Source organism: Endozoicomonas sp. ALB115 (assembly GCF_049310245.1).
GTDB lineage: Bacteria > Pseudomonadota > Gammaproteobacteria > Pseudomonadales > Endozoicomonadaceae > Endozoicomonas.
Genome location: NZ_JBLYZG010000006.1, coordinates 125,783 through 140,001 on the forward strand (window position 1 = coordinate 125,783; position 14,219 = coordinate 140,001).

Below are 14,219 nucleotides of genomic sequence, written 5' to 3' on the forward strand. Positions count from 1 at the left end.
AAAAATTCCTGCTTCTTCGTCAAATAGCCCCGCTATTCTCCTCAGAAGCAGAAATTTTTATCCTCAATTTCTCGCAATCCTCGCTACGGGGTCGCCTAGACGGACGCTTAAGTCCGACAGGCTCCTAGTCAATATTATTAAAAATGATAGTTCTTAGATGCTGTCTATTTCCACCAGTCTCTGAATTAACTATACCCAGCCGGCTTTTTCATTTCTGCATACTTTTTGATAGTGTCGCAGAAGTCTTTTGTAATTTCTCCAAGAGGCTCATTGTGTGGGGTAAATTGATAATAATCAAATAACAGCTGCATTGTTTTCAGGAAAACTAACAAGTTATCACTGCCAATAAAATCTTTAAGAATACAATCACTCATGCGGGAACGAAAAGTTTCGCGCAATGCAGCACTATTAGGTGAATATTTTAATAAAATATCAATTTTGTGATAATCTTTTTTTCCATCCTCATGCTGTAGTTTTTGTATTTCCTTCAGAAGGAAAATTGCATTTTCCTTCTCGCTGGAATTGTGATCAAGTCCTTCTGATTTATCAAGTAACGGATCAACCAATCCCTCACTAAGAATTTTAACTGAGTTGTGCCACGCATCCAGTTGCCGTTTCGTTTCCTCTGCAAACTCACTACCCCCATAAAATGTATCACAATCCCCGTTAGTCTTTTTGAGAATATCCTTTCCAAAATCATTCAATTTTGGTGAAAAGATGTTCAACTCCCTTTTTCTTACGGATGGAGGAAGTTCACTATCGTGATAATAGCCTGTAAAAGCAGTTAGCCTGGCGTTAAAGTCATCTACCAAACTATTCAAATGAGTAATTAACTCAAAGCTTTTATGATTAGCAATCAGTTTCTCCATCGGACTTATCGTTACAGCCCTGGTCTCAGAGGAATTTTCAGCAAGGGTCGTCACCCCTCGTTCTCTAAAGGGTTTTTCTTGAAAACTCGACATTTCATCAGGGAACTCATTATTTATAAACCTCAACATTCCTTGAATAGCTTCGCTGCATTTGCCTTTGTCAGACATCTTTAACGCCTTGACATTGTTTTGAAAGGCTTGAGAGACGGTAACAGTTACTAAAGCTGAGCTGTCAGACACCGTCTGAACTGTGCGGATATTGGAGGCATACTGATTTCTGCCGGTAGTAGTTGCAGGATACATGTTAGTATTCCCATATTTTTGTGAGTTAAAAGATATTCAGGATTGACCATAAGATGCAGTCAATGCCGGATTTTTCTCTCAGGAAAAGACTGTCGGCGAATATGCTTTTTCAGTTGAGCCCAGCACTTTATGGGCCTGACGTTCTGAAATTACGGTTTCTGTTGCCAGATCCTTCAGCCGTTCAAAGCGGGCCAGTACAAAACCTTCCAGGCTCCACGGATCCACTTCCTTCACCAGTCATTGAATTAATAATCGAACCCAGTCGGCTTCTTCATTGCTGCATATATTTGGATAGATTCACAGAGCTCATCTGTAATTTCACCAAGAGGCCCTTCGAATGGTATAAAATGATAATAATCAAATAACCGCTGCAGGGTTTTCTGGAATAGCATCAGGTTACCACTACCAATGAAATCCGAGAGAATTAAATTACTCAAGCGGGAACAAATATTCTCCCGTGGTGCTTTTTTAGTTAAATATCTTAATATACCATCAATCTTGAAATAATCATTTTTCCCAACATTTTGCTTTAGTCTTTGTATATCATGCAGAGTGGAAAGTGCTTTATCCTTCTCTCTGGAATTGTGATCGGGTCCCTCTGGACCATCAAGTAACGGATCAAGCAATCCCTGACTAAGAATTTTTACCGAGTTGTGCCATGCATCAAGCTTCTGCTTTGTTTTTACTACGGTTTTACTATCCGCGCGAACTCTTTCACAACCCTGGTTAGTCCTTTTGTGAATATCCTTGCCAAAACCTTCCAATTGCTTTGAAAACCTTCTCGAACCATCTTCTCTCAAGTGTGAAGAAATTTCATTATCTTGTGAATATTTTATAAAATATTTTAAGTTATTATTAAATTCTTCCACCATACTATTCAAATCAGTAATTAATTCAGGGCAGTTATGATCATCAACTAATTTTTTCATCGGACTTATCGATACAGCCCCAGTCTCAGAGGAGCTTTCAGCAAGGGTTACCCTTCGTTTATCCAAGGTTTGTTGAAATTTCGGCAGTTCATTAGGGAACTGATCATGTATAAACATCAACGTTTCTTGAATAGTTTTGCTGCGTATTTCCTCAGGCAACGACGTGATATGGGTTTTAAAGGATTGAAAAACGGCAGCAGTTATTAATGCTGAGCTGCCAGACGGCGGCTGGGCAGTGTGGGTAGCTGGCTGAGCTGTGTGGGTAGAGGGGACAAACTTATAGTCGGTAGTTGCAGGAAACATGTTAGTGTTCTCATACTTTTATGAGTTAAAAGATATTAAGGATTGACCATAAGATACAGTCAATGCCGGACTTTCTCTCAGGATAAGCCTGCCAATAACTTCCTTCATTTTTCCACCCTGCCAGCTTTAAACAAGTGGCAGAGCCTGATTTAGTCAGACTCATTCCAAACGGAGATCAGTAATTATTTCATTACGATCTTTTTGACCAGCAGCCTTATGATAAGTTCCAACTTTTCATACGATCAGTCAAAATATCAATGTGACTCAACCAATTCCCTCATGATCAGGTTGCGAATTCCCTCTACAAACTTTACGAGGACTCTCTTGCCAGATGTATACCACCATACTGTCGTTAGCCCGTGTTTGTTTCCAGTATGGATGTTTAAGCAAATCACATGGCCCAACCCTTTTACCAACAGGCTGGGCAGTGGTTAAACTTTAAAAAATCAAGCTCTGCCCATGCGCATCAGAATTTCTTCTTTAGCCTGCAGACGCTCCAGCGCTTTCTGCTCTTCCTCTTTCTGACGCATCAGCTCATTAAACTCCATGCGCGCCTGCTGGGCCAACTCAGAAGCAGCCTGCCGCTTCTCATTGGCCTCAATGGCAACCCGGGTTAATCGCTCAACTTCCTCCAGCAATGGGGCAGGTGCATCCCCCAGATCAGACCCCGTTGCACCACGAGCCATAGCCTCCCGGCGAATCTGTTTTTTCAGTGCAGCCAGCGCTTCATGGGCCTGACGCTCTGCAATTACGGCTTCTGTCGCCTGATCTTTCAGCTGTTCAAAGCGGGCCAGTGCAGAACCTTCCAGGCTCCATGGGTCCACTTCCGGCAGTTCTTCAATATTGATGGTGGGTTCTTCGTAGCCTTCCTGGCGGGAGATATCCAGCATGGTGGCTTTCACCGCAGAAATCATCAACATCACCGCAATCACCAGCAGCGGCAGACCACCGACAATTGCTGCCGTCTGCAAGGTGGCCAGACCACCCATAAACATCAGCACAGAAGGCATCAGTGACAAAGTGAAAGCCCAGAACAGGCGGTTCCAGCGCATGGGGTCTTCAGTCACATTAGTCTGGACAACTGACGCGAGAATAAAGGAGATGGAGTCAAAGGTAGTCGCAGTGAAGATAATACACAGCAATGTGAACAATACGATAACCACGTAACTGAACGGCAGCTGTTCAAGCACACTGAATATAGCGGTTGTTGGGCCTTCAGTATTGAGAATACCCACAACATCCAGTTGACCGGAAAGCTGCAGGGACAGACCAAAGTTACCCAGTACGATAAAGTACACCGCACACCCCAGGGAGCCACAGAAAATCGCACCGCCGACCATCTGTTTAATGGTTCGCCCTTTGGAAATACGGGCTACGAACAGTCCCATACTGGGTGCATATACCAACCACCAGGCCCAGTAGAAGATGGTCCAGTCCTGAGGGAAGTGGGTATCTTCAAAGGTGCCATAACCACCGAAAGGTTCTGCCCAGGTGGCCATGACGAAGAAGTTGGACAGCATCCGCCCAATGGAGTCCAGACCCGTCTCCACCATAAACAGCGTAGGCCCCACCACCAGGACAAAAGCCAGCAGACCCAGGGCTCCCCAAAAGTTGATATTGCTCAACAGCTTGATACCACCGTCCATTCCCTTGTACGAGGAATAGGCGAATAGTGCCGTACACACCATCAATACCCCAATCTGGGTGCCATTGGTGGATGGAATACCGGTCAGGTAGGTAATGCCCTCATTGATCAAAGGTGCCGCCAGCCCCAGCGTGGTGGCAGCACCACCGAGCAGGCCAAAAATAAACAGCACGTCAATCACCTTGCCCAGAGGTCCTTTACTGCGGGCTTCTCCCAGCACCGGCATCAGGGCAGCTGATACCTTCAGAACCGGGTTTTTGCGCACATGAAAAAAGTAGGCAATAGGAATGGCCGGAATCATATAAATGCACCAGGCAACAGGCCCCCAGTGGAAGATACCGTAAGTGGCCGCCCAGCGAACCGCCTCTTCACTGCCCGAGGCCAGCTGAAAAGGCGGTGACTGATAATAGTAGGCCCACTCAATACAACCCCAGTAGAGAATACTGGCACCGATGCCACCACAGAACAACATGGCCGCCCAGGAGGTGGTCGAATACTCCGGTTTCTCATCGGCATCACCCAGCTTGATCTGGCCAATATCGGAAAATACCACGTAGGCCATAAACACCACGGCAGCCAGCCCCAGGCCCAGATAAAGCACCCCCATTGTGTCCGTCATAAAGGTTTTTGCGATGGCAATCCAGTGAGCGCCCTCATCCGGAAACAGTGCCAGCGGTATAACCACCAAGATCAACAAAATAACCGCACCAAAAAAGGTCGGCTTATCAACAAGCTTAAAATGCTCTTCCATAATCTTTGGTCTTCAATAATGAACAGCCGTTGCAGCTGTGAAAACAATAGTTATCAACTTTAAACAAAAAGGGACGTTAATTTTTTTTGGCTACATGTTCATGGTAAACATCCTGCCTGATATGCCATTCAAACCGGTCATTTATGCACCGGAGTTTCCGAAGAGATAATAAGCATAAAGACCTACAAAATCTACGGAAATATCCATTATTGAGCATATTGGATAGTTTCTGACACTCGCCTCCTGTCGGGGAAAGAATCGGTCTATCCCAACAAGAGTACAACTATTCAGCCTGGTAGCCTGCCTTACCGACAGTGATCTGGAATTATGTAATTATTTTATTATGTTCAGGGAACCCTCCTGTTTTTATTTTGTCCTACCAGATAAACAAGTAACGGTATGACTTATGATTCCTCCCTCTTCTTCTCTAACATCTTCGTTCATTGCCGGTGCTGGCCAGTCGCCAACAGAGCCGAACCAGCCGGAATCTATCTCTGGTGATTCTGTTGAGCTAAAGTTGTCCTCTGATGATGATTTTTATCTTTTATATGTTGGTTCTTACACTTCTCCGGGAACTTTAAAGCGAGAGACAATTGAACAATTAAACAAAGATCATCCGGGAATATTCAATGGCCTTGAAAATCCAGATGATTTATTTAATGCTGATCCCGTTAAATACCAGCCATTGGCAAAGTTAATTTATGATACTGATTACAGGGACCTTGAAACCATTTTGGACCCTGATATTGGCGAGCCTTGTTGGTCCGCCCAGAAAATGCTTTATGGTGAATACCAAGGTGATTTTTACAAGTTTGAGGGAGACTATGAAGGAACACAATGGGTTAGGGTTCATAGTGATAAGTATCAGCTTATGAAAAAAAATAAACAATTTGTTGCTCAACTGAGGGAATTTTTGTTTGATCAAAGTATGAGCAATGATGATAAAGTTGTGAACTTACAGATGCTTTTTCCTCCAGTCGACCAAAGTGGGGAAGATATAAGTGCTGATCAACTACGTGAGAATATGGATTTACTTTTTCGCAACACTTTCAAGCAAGCTCAACAGCGAGCCATTAATTCTGGCTTTAAGCCATAAGTTGTGACAAAAAGAAATGGCCATTGAACGACGGTTTCTATAGGTATTTTCAGACATCAGGGAAGTGCTGATGGCTTTATTCAATATAAGAGCAGCGTCCATCCAGCTGCCGCCCTCTGCAAGAACGCGGGAAACACTATTTCTGACTAAGGATATTTCCGGACACTCAATCAGTGAGCATTCAGACAGGCAGTCAGCCCCGATAGAAGTCCGCCTCCCCCTCAGGGCGATTTTTAAACCGCCGATGAAGCCACATATACTGCTCAGGATGCTTACGAATTTGCTGCTCGACAAACTGGTTAACCTGCAGCGCATCCTGAAAGTCGTCACCGGAAGGAATCCCTTCCAGGGCACAATGCAATTGAACCCGGTAGCCTTTGGCACCAGCCAGCCGGGTCACCGTCATGGGAATCACTTTCGCCCTGCCCGCTTTGGCAAGGCGTGAGGTACTGGTAATGGTCGCTGCGGGAATACCGAAGAAAGGCACATAGAGTCCATTTTTGATGCCATAGTCCTGGTCAGGAGAGTACCAGACGGTTCTGCCCGACTTTAATGAGCGCAGCATGCCACGAACATCCTTCCTTCTCAGCAACTGGCTGCCAGGATCAAAACGGTGCCTTAAACGACGCTGAACGTATTCAAAGACCGGGTTCCCATGCTCTCGATAGGTGGCATCCACACTGTGGCGCTGGGTAATCAGGCGACCTGCCAGTTCTATGGTGGTGAAATGCATAACCATCAGGAGGGTGCCATCATCAGACTTCAGGTTTTCCAGCCCCTGATAAGAAACGATGTTGTCCAACCTGCCGGCAGGCCACCACCAGGCGATGGTAACCTCCATAACACCAATGCCGACTGACTCAAAGTTTTTCTTCAGCAGTACCTCTCTTTCAGCCTGGCTCAACTCAGGAAAACACTTCTCCAGATTCACCCGGGCAACATGAACACGGTCACCCGCTACATGGTAAATGATACGTCCAAGCCATCGTCCCAGTTGGAGAAGCCAGCGATAAGGCAATAGCGAAGGAATAACGGTAAGCCCGATCACCAGCCAGGTAAGCCAGTACTTCGGGTGCAGATAGGCCCGGCGAAAGACGTCGTCTGCACGGGCATCAGCCTGCTTGTTAACATCAGGGTTTTGCGACATATAGGTTAATTCAATACTTGTATCTGAACGTTGAGTTCTCTACGCTACATTCTGTTGTATAAAAAGCTGACCATTTAATCTGCTGACTCTCGTCATACAAAGTCGTTATACACAACCAGAGTTGTACTTTATGACCCTTCAACTGCAAACCGGTACTGCAGCTTTCAAGATGACCGGTGGTATTTATACACTGACTACTCTTGAATTGCATTCTACCAATCCTGCGGATATCACCAATCAGCTGGAGAACATGACGCGCAAGGCACCCAAGTTTTTCCAGCAGACACCTGTCATCATCGCCTTCGACCAACTCAGCCCGGAACAACCACCGATTGATCTTTACCAATTGCGCCATAGCCTGCAACAGTTTGGCCTGATCCTGATTGCTGTTCGCGGCGGCCAGGAAAGCCATAAACAGGACGCCATGATGGCAGGCATTCCCTGGCTCCCGTCACCAAGGCAACGGAACCGGTCAGAAGAAAATTCTGCTGCTCATGTGGAAAGCCATGTTGAAACCAATGTGGTCATCATGCAGAAACCCCACACCGCCAGTCCCGCTGCAGCAGAGAGTGCCAACCAGACGCAAACATCACCAGTCATTCATAAGACCACGCTTATAGAACATCCGATCCGCTCTGGTCAGCAGGTCTATGCCGAGGGCGACCTGGTCATTACCAGCCCGGTGAGTTCCGGTGCAGAACTTCTGGCCGCCGGTAATATACACGTCTATGGTCCATTACGCGGCCGGGCCCTGGCAGGTGTCAATGGTAATACTGACGCCCGTATTTTCTGCCTGCAGTTTGAAGCCGAACTCATTTCCATCAACGGTCAGTATAAAATGCCCTCAGCAGCCAGTAACAGTGATCCCCTCTGGGGCGGCAGTGTTATTGTATCCCTCGAGGCACAAAGCTTGCACATAAAGAAACTTTAAGAAATACTGGACAATAGTTCAGTTCTTGATTTATGACAGGATTTCACCTTGGCTCGTATTATTGTTGTGACTTCTGGAAAAGGTGGCGTTGGAAAAACCACCACCAGTGCTTCCATTGCAACAGGATTGGCTCTTAAAGGTCACCGGACAGTTGTCATTGACTTTGACGTAGGCCTTAGAAACCTGGATCTCCTGATGGGCTGCGAGCGTCGTGTCGTGTACGACTTTGTCAACGTAATTAACGGCGAGGCCGAGCTGCATCAGGCGCTGATCAGAGACAAGCGCACAGAAAACCTGTCCATTCTGCCAGCATCCCAAACCCGGGACAAAGAAGCCCTTACCCATGCAGGGGTTGAAAAAGTCCTGAACCAGCTGGCAAAAGACTTTGAATACATCATCTGTGACTCTCCGGCAGGCATCGAACACGGTGCCCTGATGGCCCTCTACTTTGCCGATGAAGCCATTATTACCACAAACCCTGAAGTGTCGTCCGTCCGGGACTCTGACCGTATCCTGGGTATTTTGCAAAGCAAGTCCCGTCGTGCAGTCGAAAACCTTGAACCCGTCAAAGAGCATCTATTGCTAACCCGCTACAATCCTGAGCGGGTGACACGGGGAGAAATGCTCAATATTCAGGATGTCGAGGAAATTCTGGCGATACCGCTGATTGGCGTAATTCCCGAGTCCACCTCAGTCTTGAAAGCCTCCAACCAGGGGGTACCCGTCGTATGCAATACCGACAGTGATGCCGGTCAGGCATACAACGATGTGGTAGCGCGCTTCCTTGGGGAAGACATACCACACCGTTTTCTCGAACCCGTCAAAAAAGGGTTCTTACAGCGCATGTTCGGAGGAATAGGATGAGTCTTATGCAGCTATTCCGCTCACGCAAAGAAGATAACAGCGCCGCGATTGCCAAGGAAAGGCTGCAGATCATAGTAGCCCATGAACGAAGCAGTCGAAGTGGGCGTGATTTTCTGCCAGCCATGGAGCGGGATATTCTTCAGGTTATTCAAAAATACATAGAGGTCCAGCAGGAGTGTATTGACATCAAGCTGGACTCTCAGGATGGTTGTTCTATTCTTGAGGTCAATGTACAGCTGCCGAACTAGGAGGCTGACCGAGAATAGCGCCCGTCTAGGCGACCCCGTGGCGAGGATGGCAGAGAATTGAGGATAAAAAGTCGGAAATTTTTAATGAATAGTGGTTCTATTTGCTAAAAATTTCCGACTTTTTAGGCCAATTTGCTGCCACCGCAGTAGGGCAGTTTATTCCTGGACAACCTCTTGATCCCTCGTAAAATGAAGTCAAACATATTTTTTTGTGAGATCACTACCTATCGCTTCAACCCGGTCAAAAGCCCAAAAGCAATTTCCGGCCCAGCCAACCGGCATTAATGAGCGAACAGAAGGTAACGCCCACAGCCGCTATTTCCTGCAAAGTATGACAGTGAAAGTTTTGAGTGCCGAGCCTACCGAAATATACAGATATTACATTACTGACTTTCGAGACACACCTTTCGGCGAGGGCCACAAAAAGATTAACAGCTACAACACCGGCATTATAGTAAGCCAGCTGCTCAAGGTCGGTGGCAAGAAAGAAACCAGAATACATAAACGCGAACACAAACCCCCTTCGTTCGCGTAGGGTTTTGTTGAATTCATCCTTCAACGCATTGATAAAACTGACGTCAGGTTTCGGTAGAACAAAATTTTGCCTGCATAAAGGGCAACTTGAGTCCCTTTCTCGCCATTTGATAATGCATGAACGGCCGAAGGCGTGCCCACACTTCAGGGTAGATAATGCATGGTCAGGCTCTTGGGAAAAATCCTCAAGGCAAATGAGGCAATGGTTTTCAGCCGATGTTTGAGGGAACATGCTTATTTCATTGATTTGGGTAAATTCATTCGTATTATTCTTTTTAGACAGAGCAATCAACAACAAGCTCATACAGCCACTTACTTTAGTGGGCTCATGCAGCATTATCCAACCCTGAAACAGGTCAGTTTCAACAATGAAATAAAACCTATCTTTGTAGTAAGATCACCGCTTACATTGCAAGGTAGCGCCATGAGCAAAGAACACTTTAATCAGGAGCTTATCCAGTTCCTCAATGCTTCTCCGACCCCTTATCATGCAGTAGCCACCATGGTGGCCAAACTACAGGAAGCAGGCTTCCAGCCATTGAGCGAGTCCGAATCCTGGTCTCTCAAAGAGGGCGGAAAATATTACGTAACCCGTAACGGATCATCCATCATTGCCTTTACCATGGGCAAACCTGAGCTGGGTGCCAGAATGGTAGGAGCGCATACCGACTCGCCCTGCCTGAAAGTAAAACCTCAGCCAGAGTTAAATAAGCACAGCTATTTTCAGCTGGGTGTTGAGGTTTATGGTGGTGTCCTGTTAAATCCATGGTTTGACCGTGACCTTTCCCTCGCCGGCCGTGTCCAATACCTCAACGATCAGCAACAACTTTGCCAGCAACTGATCAATTTTGAACGTGCAGTCGCCATTATCCCCAGCCTGGCTATTCACCTGGACCGCGAGGTCAATAGTGGCCGTGCCGTCAATCCACAAACCGATATCCCACCGATCCTTTTTCAACTGGCCGATGGCGAAACCGTCGATTTCCGTGAACTGCTGAAACAAGAGCTGATACGTCAAGGGCACAGCGACTGTCAGCAAGTGATGGAATACGACCTCTCTTTCTATGACACCCAAAGTGCTGCCGTTATTGGCCTGAACGGTGACTTTATCGCCAGTGCCCGCCTGGATAATCTGCTCAGCTGCTATGTGGGTCTGGAGTCTCTGCTCAATCATCAGCCATCAGACACCACAGCCCTGTTGGTATGCAATGACCATGAAGAGGTGGGCAGTGTCTCAACCACCGGAGCCCAGGGGCCTTTCCTGAAGAGCGTACTGGAAAGAATGTATGGCACCGGTGAGGCACTGACCCGGGCCATGAACCGCTCCATGCTGATTTCAACGGATAATGCCCACGGCATCCACCCCAACTATGCCAGCAAGCATGACGAGCATCACGCACCGAAACTGAATCATGGGGCAGTCATCAAAGTCAACGCCAACCAGCGTTATGCCACCAATGATGAAACCTCGGCCCTTTACCGCACCCTTTGCCAGGCCAGCGGCAGCAAAGTTCAGCACTTTGTTACCCGTACCGATATGGCCTGTGGCAGTACCATTGGCCCACTGACTGCCGGTGTGCTGGGCGTACGCACACTGGATCTCGGGCTGCCAACCTTCGGCATGCACTCAATCAGAGAGCTGGCCGGGAGTGAGGATGCCTTTGAACTCAGCAAAACCCTGGCCCATTTTATGACCCTGGCCAAACTGCCATTCACTGAATAATTAATCATCAGCTGGCTCTTGAACGAGAGCCAGCAAACTCTCCGGACATCCCGTTTTATTGACAAAACACAACGCGAAGCCCCGTCATACGTACAATTTCAGACTCCAATTATCCGGCCGATATTGCTAACCTCGATCATGTCATCAGACCAGCCAACATTGCAGGCAACCCCATGAAACCCGAAGCCAACAACCGGCCAACACTGCGCTCAACCTCAAATTCCAGTAACGCCTTTTCACTTCATCGCAGTAAGATTAATTCGGTCAAGCCGTTGCTAAAGGCTTCTGCAACACTGCCTGCGGCAAAGTCATTTGATGAGACTGGCGGCTATATCAAAGGTTATAACTAATACCAATTCCACCTTCTAAATATGAACTGCGCAGCCATTTTGAACAGCTGGATCTTCGTTGGAATTCCTCGCAATAGCCCTGCTATTACTCGTCATTCCGCCTTGCCCAGCTGTCCAAAATGACTTGCTCGATCTCATATTTAGAAGGCGGAATTGGTATTACTCACACTTTTTACCGGCCAGGTAATGGCCTGATTTACCTGAGCTGTTCAGAATATGAAAGTTCAACGGCTGTCATCCGCCATGTGACTGTATTATGCTGTATTCATCCTTACAGGATATTCAAGAGTTCAAGATCCTGAGCGATGACTTGAGTAATGGAAAGAGTCTTATCCGTTAGGTTAGCCAGGAAGGCACACTTCAACAGACAGAATGACACGGAGCTAACGCCTCTATGATATCGAAACTGCAGCCAGCCAAAAGAATGAGGCTGTTCTTTTCAGCGCTGCTTTTCACAGCACTTCTCTCAGGCAATCTCGCTCAGGCCGTCGATAAGGACATCAGCCAGCCAGTACCCACCCTGACACCCAACCTGCAACAGGCCATTGCCAGCGTTCATGTGGTACAGCTGCTTTCAAGAAGCCACTACCGGAAAATCCCCCTTGACCAGAGCAATATGGAAAAGGTGTTTGATCGCTATCTTGATCGACTGGACCCGAACCGCAGCTTCTTCCTGCTGGCAGATATCCAGGAATTTCAGCCCTATCGGAAAAAACTGGGAGACTCTCTGAAAAGCGGTGACCTCAATCCCGCCTTCGCCATCTTCAACCGCTACCGTGAGCGGGCGGAAGAACGCGCACGCTTCATGCTCAAACAGCTAGAACTGGGCATTAACAACCTGAACCTCAGGAAAAATGAAGAGCTGGTGATTGAGCGCAAGGATGAACCCTGGCTTACCAGCAAGCAAGCCCAGCAACGGCTTTGGATCAAGCAGTTTAAAGACAGCGTATTAAGCCAGAAGCTGAACAATAAAACCGACGAAGAGATTATCAATCAGTTGCGCAGAAGAAACACCAACCTGCTGCGCAGGCTGCACCAGAGCAAAAGCGAAGATGCCTTTCAGACCTACATCAACGCCTTCGCTGGTATTTACGACCCTCATACCCAGTACTTCTCCCCCCAGACGGCGGAGAACTTTGATATCAACATGAGCCTCTCTCTTGAAGGGATCGGTGCCGTACTCTCTGCTGAGGATGAATACACCAGAGTAGTCAGTGTTGTCCCCGGCGGCCCTGCCGAGAAAGCCGGGCAGCTGAAACCCGGTGATAAGATCGTCAGCGTTGGCCAGGGCAAGAAAGGCAACCTGGAAGATGTGGTGGGCATGCGTCTGGATGATGTGGTCAAATTAATTCGCGGTGCCAAACACACCCTGGTTCGCCTGGAGATTATTCCCGGCAGCAGCAATGACAGCAGCACCCGGGTTTATGAGATTGTCCGGGACCGGGTCAAACTGGAAGAGCAGGATGCCGCCAGTAAAATCATTGAAGTGCCCATGAATGGCAAGACCAGCCGTATCGGGGTGATCGAGTTACCCACCTTTTATATCGACTTCAAGGCTGCCCAGGCCGGTGACCCTGACTATAAAAGCACCACCCGTGACGTCCGCAGGCTCCTGGAAAAATTAAAGAAAGAGAAAGTGGATGGCCTGATTATCGATCTTCGCGGTAATGGGGGCGGTTCACTGCAAGAAGCCAATGAGCTGACCGGTCTATTTATTGATAAAGGGCCTACCGTTGTCGTCCGCAATAACCGGGGTCGCGCTGAGCGACAGGAAGACCCGGACTCAGAGCAGCTCTACGATGGCCCCATGGTGGTGATGATTGACCGCCTCAGCGCTTCCGCTTCTGAAATCTTTGCCGGGGCCATGCAGGATTACGGCCGGGCGCTGATCGTTGGCAGCCAGAGTTACGGCAAAGGTACCGTGCAAAGCATCCAGCCACTGAACCACGGGCAACTGAAACTGACGCTGGCCAAGTTCTACCGGATTTCCGGCCAGAGCACCCAGAATCGTGGCGTTATTCCCGATATCATCTTCCCTTCCCTCTATGATGGCCGGGATATTGGTGAGGACACGCTGCCGGATGCACTGCCGTGGGACAATATCTCACCGGTATCCTACAGACCTTACGCCAACTTAAGTCCTTATCTGCCGGAGCTGCAGAAAAAGCATGAATTCCGCACCCGTAAAAATGCGGATTTTGTTTACCTCCATGAGATGAAGGACTACTTCGAACATTATGAAAATCAGAAAAAGGTTTCCCTGAACCAGGAAAGACGACAACTGGAGCTGCAAACCATGCGCAGCCAGCGACTGGCCATTGAAAATCGCCTGCGGAAATCCAGAGGTCTGGCATTGCTGAACAATCTGGATGAGCTGGAGGAGATCAACAACCAGGAACAGGAACAGAAGAAAAAAGATAAAGAGCCTGATGCCTTCCTGAAGGAAGCGGGTGTCATCCTGACCGATATGGTGAAAGCCAGCAACAATAAGCGGCTCTTTACCCGTCGTTCTGGCTAACACCTGCT

At 47.7% G+C, this 14,219-nt stretch carries 13 protein-coding genes; 7 read left to right on the forward strand and 6 right to left on the reverse strand.

Annotation, left to right across the window (positions count from 1 at the left end):
• Positions 1–185: 185 nt before the first annotated feature.
• The 4 genes from ACO6VE_RS04635 to ACO6VE_RS04650 form a co-directional block, all read right to left on the reverse strand.
• Positions 186–1,172 carry a hypothetical protein gene (locus ACO6VE_RS04635; protein ID WP_422459973.1) on the reverse strand — a complete coding sequence of 329 codons (987 nt, stop codon included), beginning with the start codon at positions 1,170–1,172 and terminating at the stop codon, positions 186–188.
• 78 nt (positions 1,173–1,250) lie between these two features.
• Entirely contained in the window at positions 1,251–1,406 is a 156-nt protein-coding gene (locus ACO6VE_RS04640) for a hypothetical protein (RefSeq protein WP_422459975.1), read from the reverse strand.
• 11 nt (positions 1,407–1,417) lie between these two features.
• Positions 1,418–2,404 carry a hypothetical protein gene (locus ACO6VE_RS04645; RefSeq protein ID WP_422459977.1) on the reverse strand — a complete coding sequence of 329 codons (987 nt, stop codon included), beginning with the start codon at positions 2,402–2,404 and terminating at the stop codon, positions 1,418–1,420.
• A gap of 446 nt (positions 2,405–2,850) precedes the next feature.
• Positions 2,851–4,800 (reverse strand): BCCT family transporter, encoded by a 1,950-nt coding sequence (locus tag ACO6VE_RS04650; RefSeq protein ID WP_422459979.1) that lies wholly within the window; start codon positions 4,798–4,800, stop codon positions 2,851–2,853.
• A gap of 406 nt (positions 4,801–5,206) precedes the next feature.
• Here ACO6VE_RS04650 and ACO6VE_RS04655 point away from each other — a divergent pair, with 406 nt between their 5' ends.
• Positions 5,207–5,896, forward strand: coding sequence for a hypothetical protein (locus ACO6VE_RS04655; RefSeq protein ID WP_422459981.1), 690 nt, complete (start codon positions 5,207–5,209; stop codon positions 5,894–5,896).
• A gap of 193 nt (positions 5,897–6,089) precedes the next feature.
• Here the strand turns inward: ACO6VE_RS04655 and lpxL are convergent, their stop codons facing one another.
• Positions 6,090–7,043, reverse strand: coding sequence for an LpxL/LpxP family Kdo(2)-lipid IV(A) lauroyl/palmitoleoyl acyltransferase (gene lpxL / locus ACO6VE_RS04660; protein WP_422448959.1), 954 nt, complete (start codon positions 7,041–7,043; stop codon positions 6,090–6,092).
• Positions 7,044–7,173: 130 nt separating this feature from the next.
• On the opposite strand from lpxL, the gene minC reads away from it, so the two are divergent.
• From minC to minE, 3 genes are read left to right on the forward strand one after another with little or no spacing between them, the layout of a single operon-like run.
• The gene (minC, locus tag ACO6VE_RS04665) at positions 7,174–7,974 is read left to right on the forward strand and encodes a septum site-determining protein MinC (RefSeq protein ID WP_422448961.1); all 801 of its coding nucleotides are present in this window, start codon (positions 7,174–7,176) and stop codon (positions 7,972–7,974) included.
• A gap of 48 nt (positions 7,975–8,022) precedes the next feature.
• A complete protein-coding gene (gene minD / locus ACO6VE_RS04670; protein ID WP_422448963.1) occupies positions 8,023–8,838 on the forward strand; it encodes a septum site-determining protein MinD in 816 nt (271 codons plus the stop codon).
• Positions 8,835–9,086, forward strand: a complete 252-nt coding sequence (gene minE / locus ACO6VE_RS04675) for a cell division topological specificity factor MinE (RefSeq protein ID WP_209202447.1) — start codon at positions 8,835–8,837, stop codon at positions 9,084–9,086. The genes minD and minE overlap by 4 nt, the downstream gene beginning before the upstream one ends.
• A 241-nt stretch (positions 9,087–9,327) precedes the next feature.
• Here the strand turns inward: minE and ACO6VE_RS04680 are convergent, their stop codons facing one another.
• On the reverse strand, positions 9,328–9,957 hold the full coding sequence (locus ACO6VE_RS04680) for an RING finger domain-containing protein (RefSeq protein WP_422459983.1): 630 nt from the start codon (positions 9,955–9,957) through the stop codon (positions 9,328–9,330).
• A gap of 87 nt (positions 9,958–10,044) precedes the next feature.
• On the opposite strand from ACO6VE_RS04680, the gene ACO6VE_RS04685 reads away from it, so the two are divergent.
• The 3 genes from ACO6VE_RS04685 (at position 10,045) to ACO6VE_RS04695 (ending at position 14,211) form a co-directional block, all read left to right on the forward strand.
• Entirely contained in the window at positions 10,045–11,343 is a 1,299-nt protein-coding gene (locus ACO6VE_RS04685; protein WP_422459985.1) for a M18 family aminopeptidase, read from the forward strand.
• Between the two features lie 173 nt (positions 11,344–11,516).
• Positions 11,517–11,693, forward strand: a complete 177-nt coding sequence (locus ACO6VE_RS04690) for a hypothetical protein (protein WP_422448969.1) — start codon at positions 11,517–11,519, stop codon at positions 11,691–11,693.
• A gap of 394 nt (positions 11,694–12,087) precedes the next feature.
• Positions 12,088–14,211: a carboxy terminal-processing peptidase gene (locus tag ACO6VE_RS04695; RefSeq protein WP_422448971.1), complete on the forward strand. Its 2,124-nt coding sequence runs from the start codon at positions 12,088–12,090 to the stop codon at positions 14,209–14,211.
• Positions 14,212–14,219 lie beyond the last annotated feature (8 nt).

Coding starts and splice junctions, on each gene's coding strand:
- minC (WP_422448961.1), top strand. CDS start 7,174: ATGACCCTTCAACTGCAAACCGGTACTGCAGCTTTCAAGATGACCGGT.
- minE (WP_209202447.1), top strand. CDS start 8,835: ATGAGTCTTATGCAGCTATTCCGCTCACGCAAAGAAGATAACAGCGCC.
- ACO6VE_RS04695 (WP_422448971.1), top strand. CDS start 12,088: ATGATATCGAAACTGCAGCCAGCCAAAAGAATGAGGCTGTTCTTTTCA.
- ACO6VE_RS04685 (WP_422459985.1), top strand. CDS start 10,045: ATGAGCAAAGAACACTTTAATCAGGAGCTTATCCAGTTCCTCAATGCT.
- ACO6VE_RS04655 (WP_422459981.1), top strand. CDS start 5,207: ATGATTCCTCCCTCTTCTTCTCTAACATCTTCGTTCATTGCCGGTGCT.
- ACO6VE_RS04635 (WP_422459973.1), bottom strand. CDS start 1,172: ATGTATCCTGCAACTACTACCGGCAGAAATCAGTATGCCTCCAATATC.
- ACO6VE_RS04680 (WP_422459983.1), bottom strand. CDS start 9,957: ATGCTGCATGAGCCCACTAAAGTAAGTGGCTGTATGAGCTTGTTGTTG.
- ACO6VE_RS04690 (WP_422448969.1), top strand. CDS start 11,517: ATGAAACCCGAAGCCAACAACCGGCCAACACTGCGCTCAACCTCAAAT.
- ACO6VE_RS04650 (WP_422459979.1), bottom strand. CDS start 4,800: ATGGAAGAGCATTTTAAGCTTGTTGATAAGCCGACCTTTTTTGGTGCG.
- ACO6VE_RS04645 (WP_422459977.1), bottom strand. CDS start 2,404: ATGTTTCCTGCAACTACCGACTATAAGTTTGTCCCCTCTACCCACACA.
- lpxL (WP_422448959.1), bottom strand. CDS start 7,043: ATGTCGCAAAACCCTGATGTTAACAAGCAGGCTGATGCCCGTGCAGAC.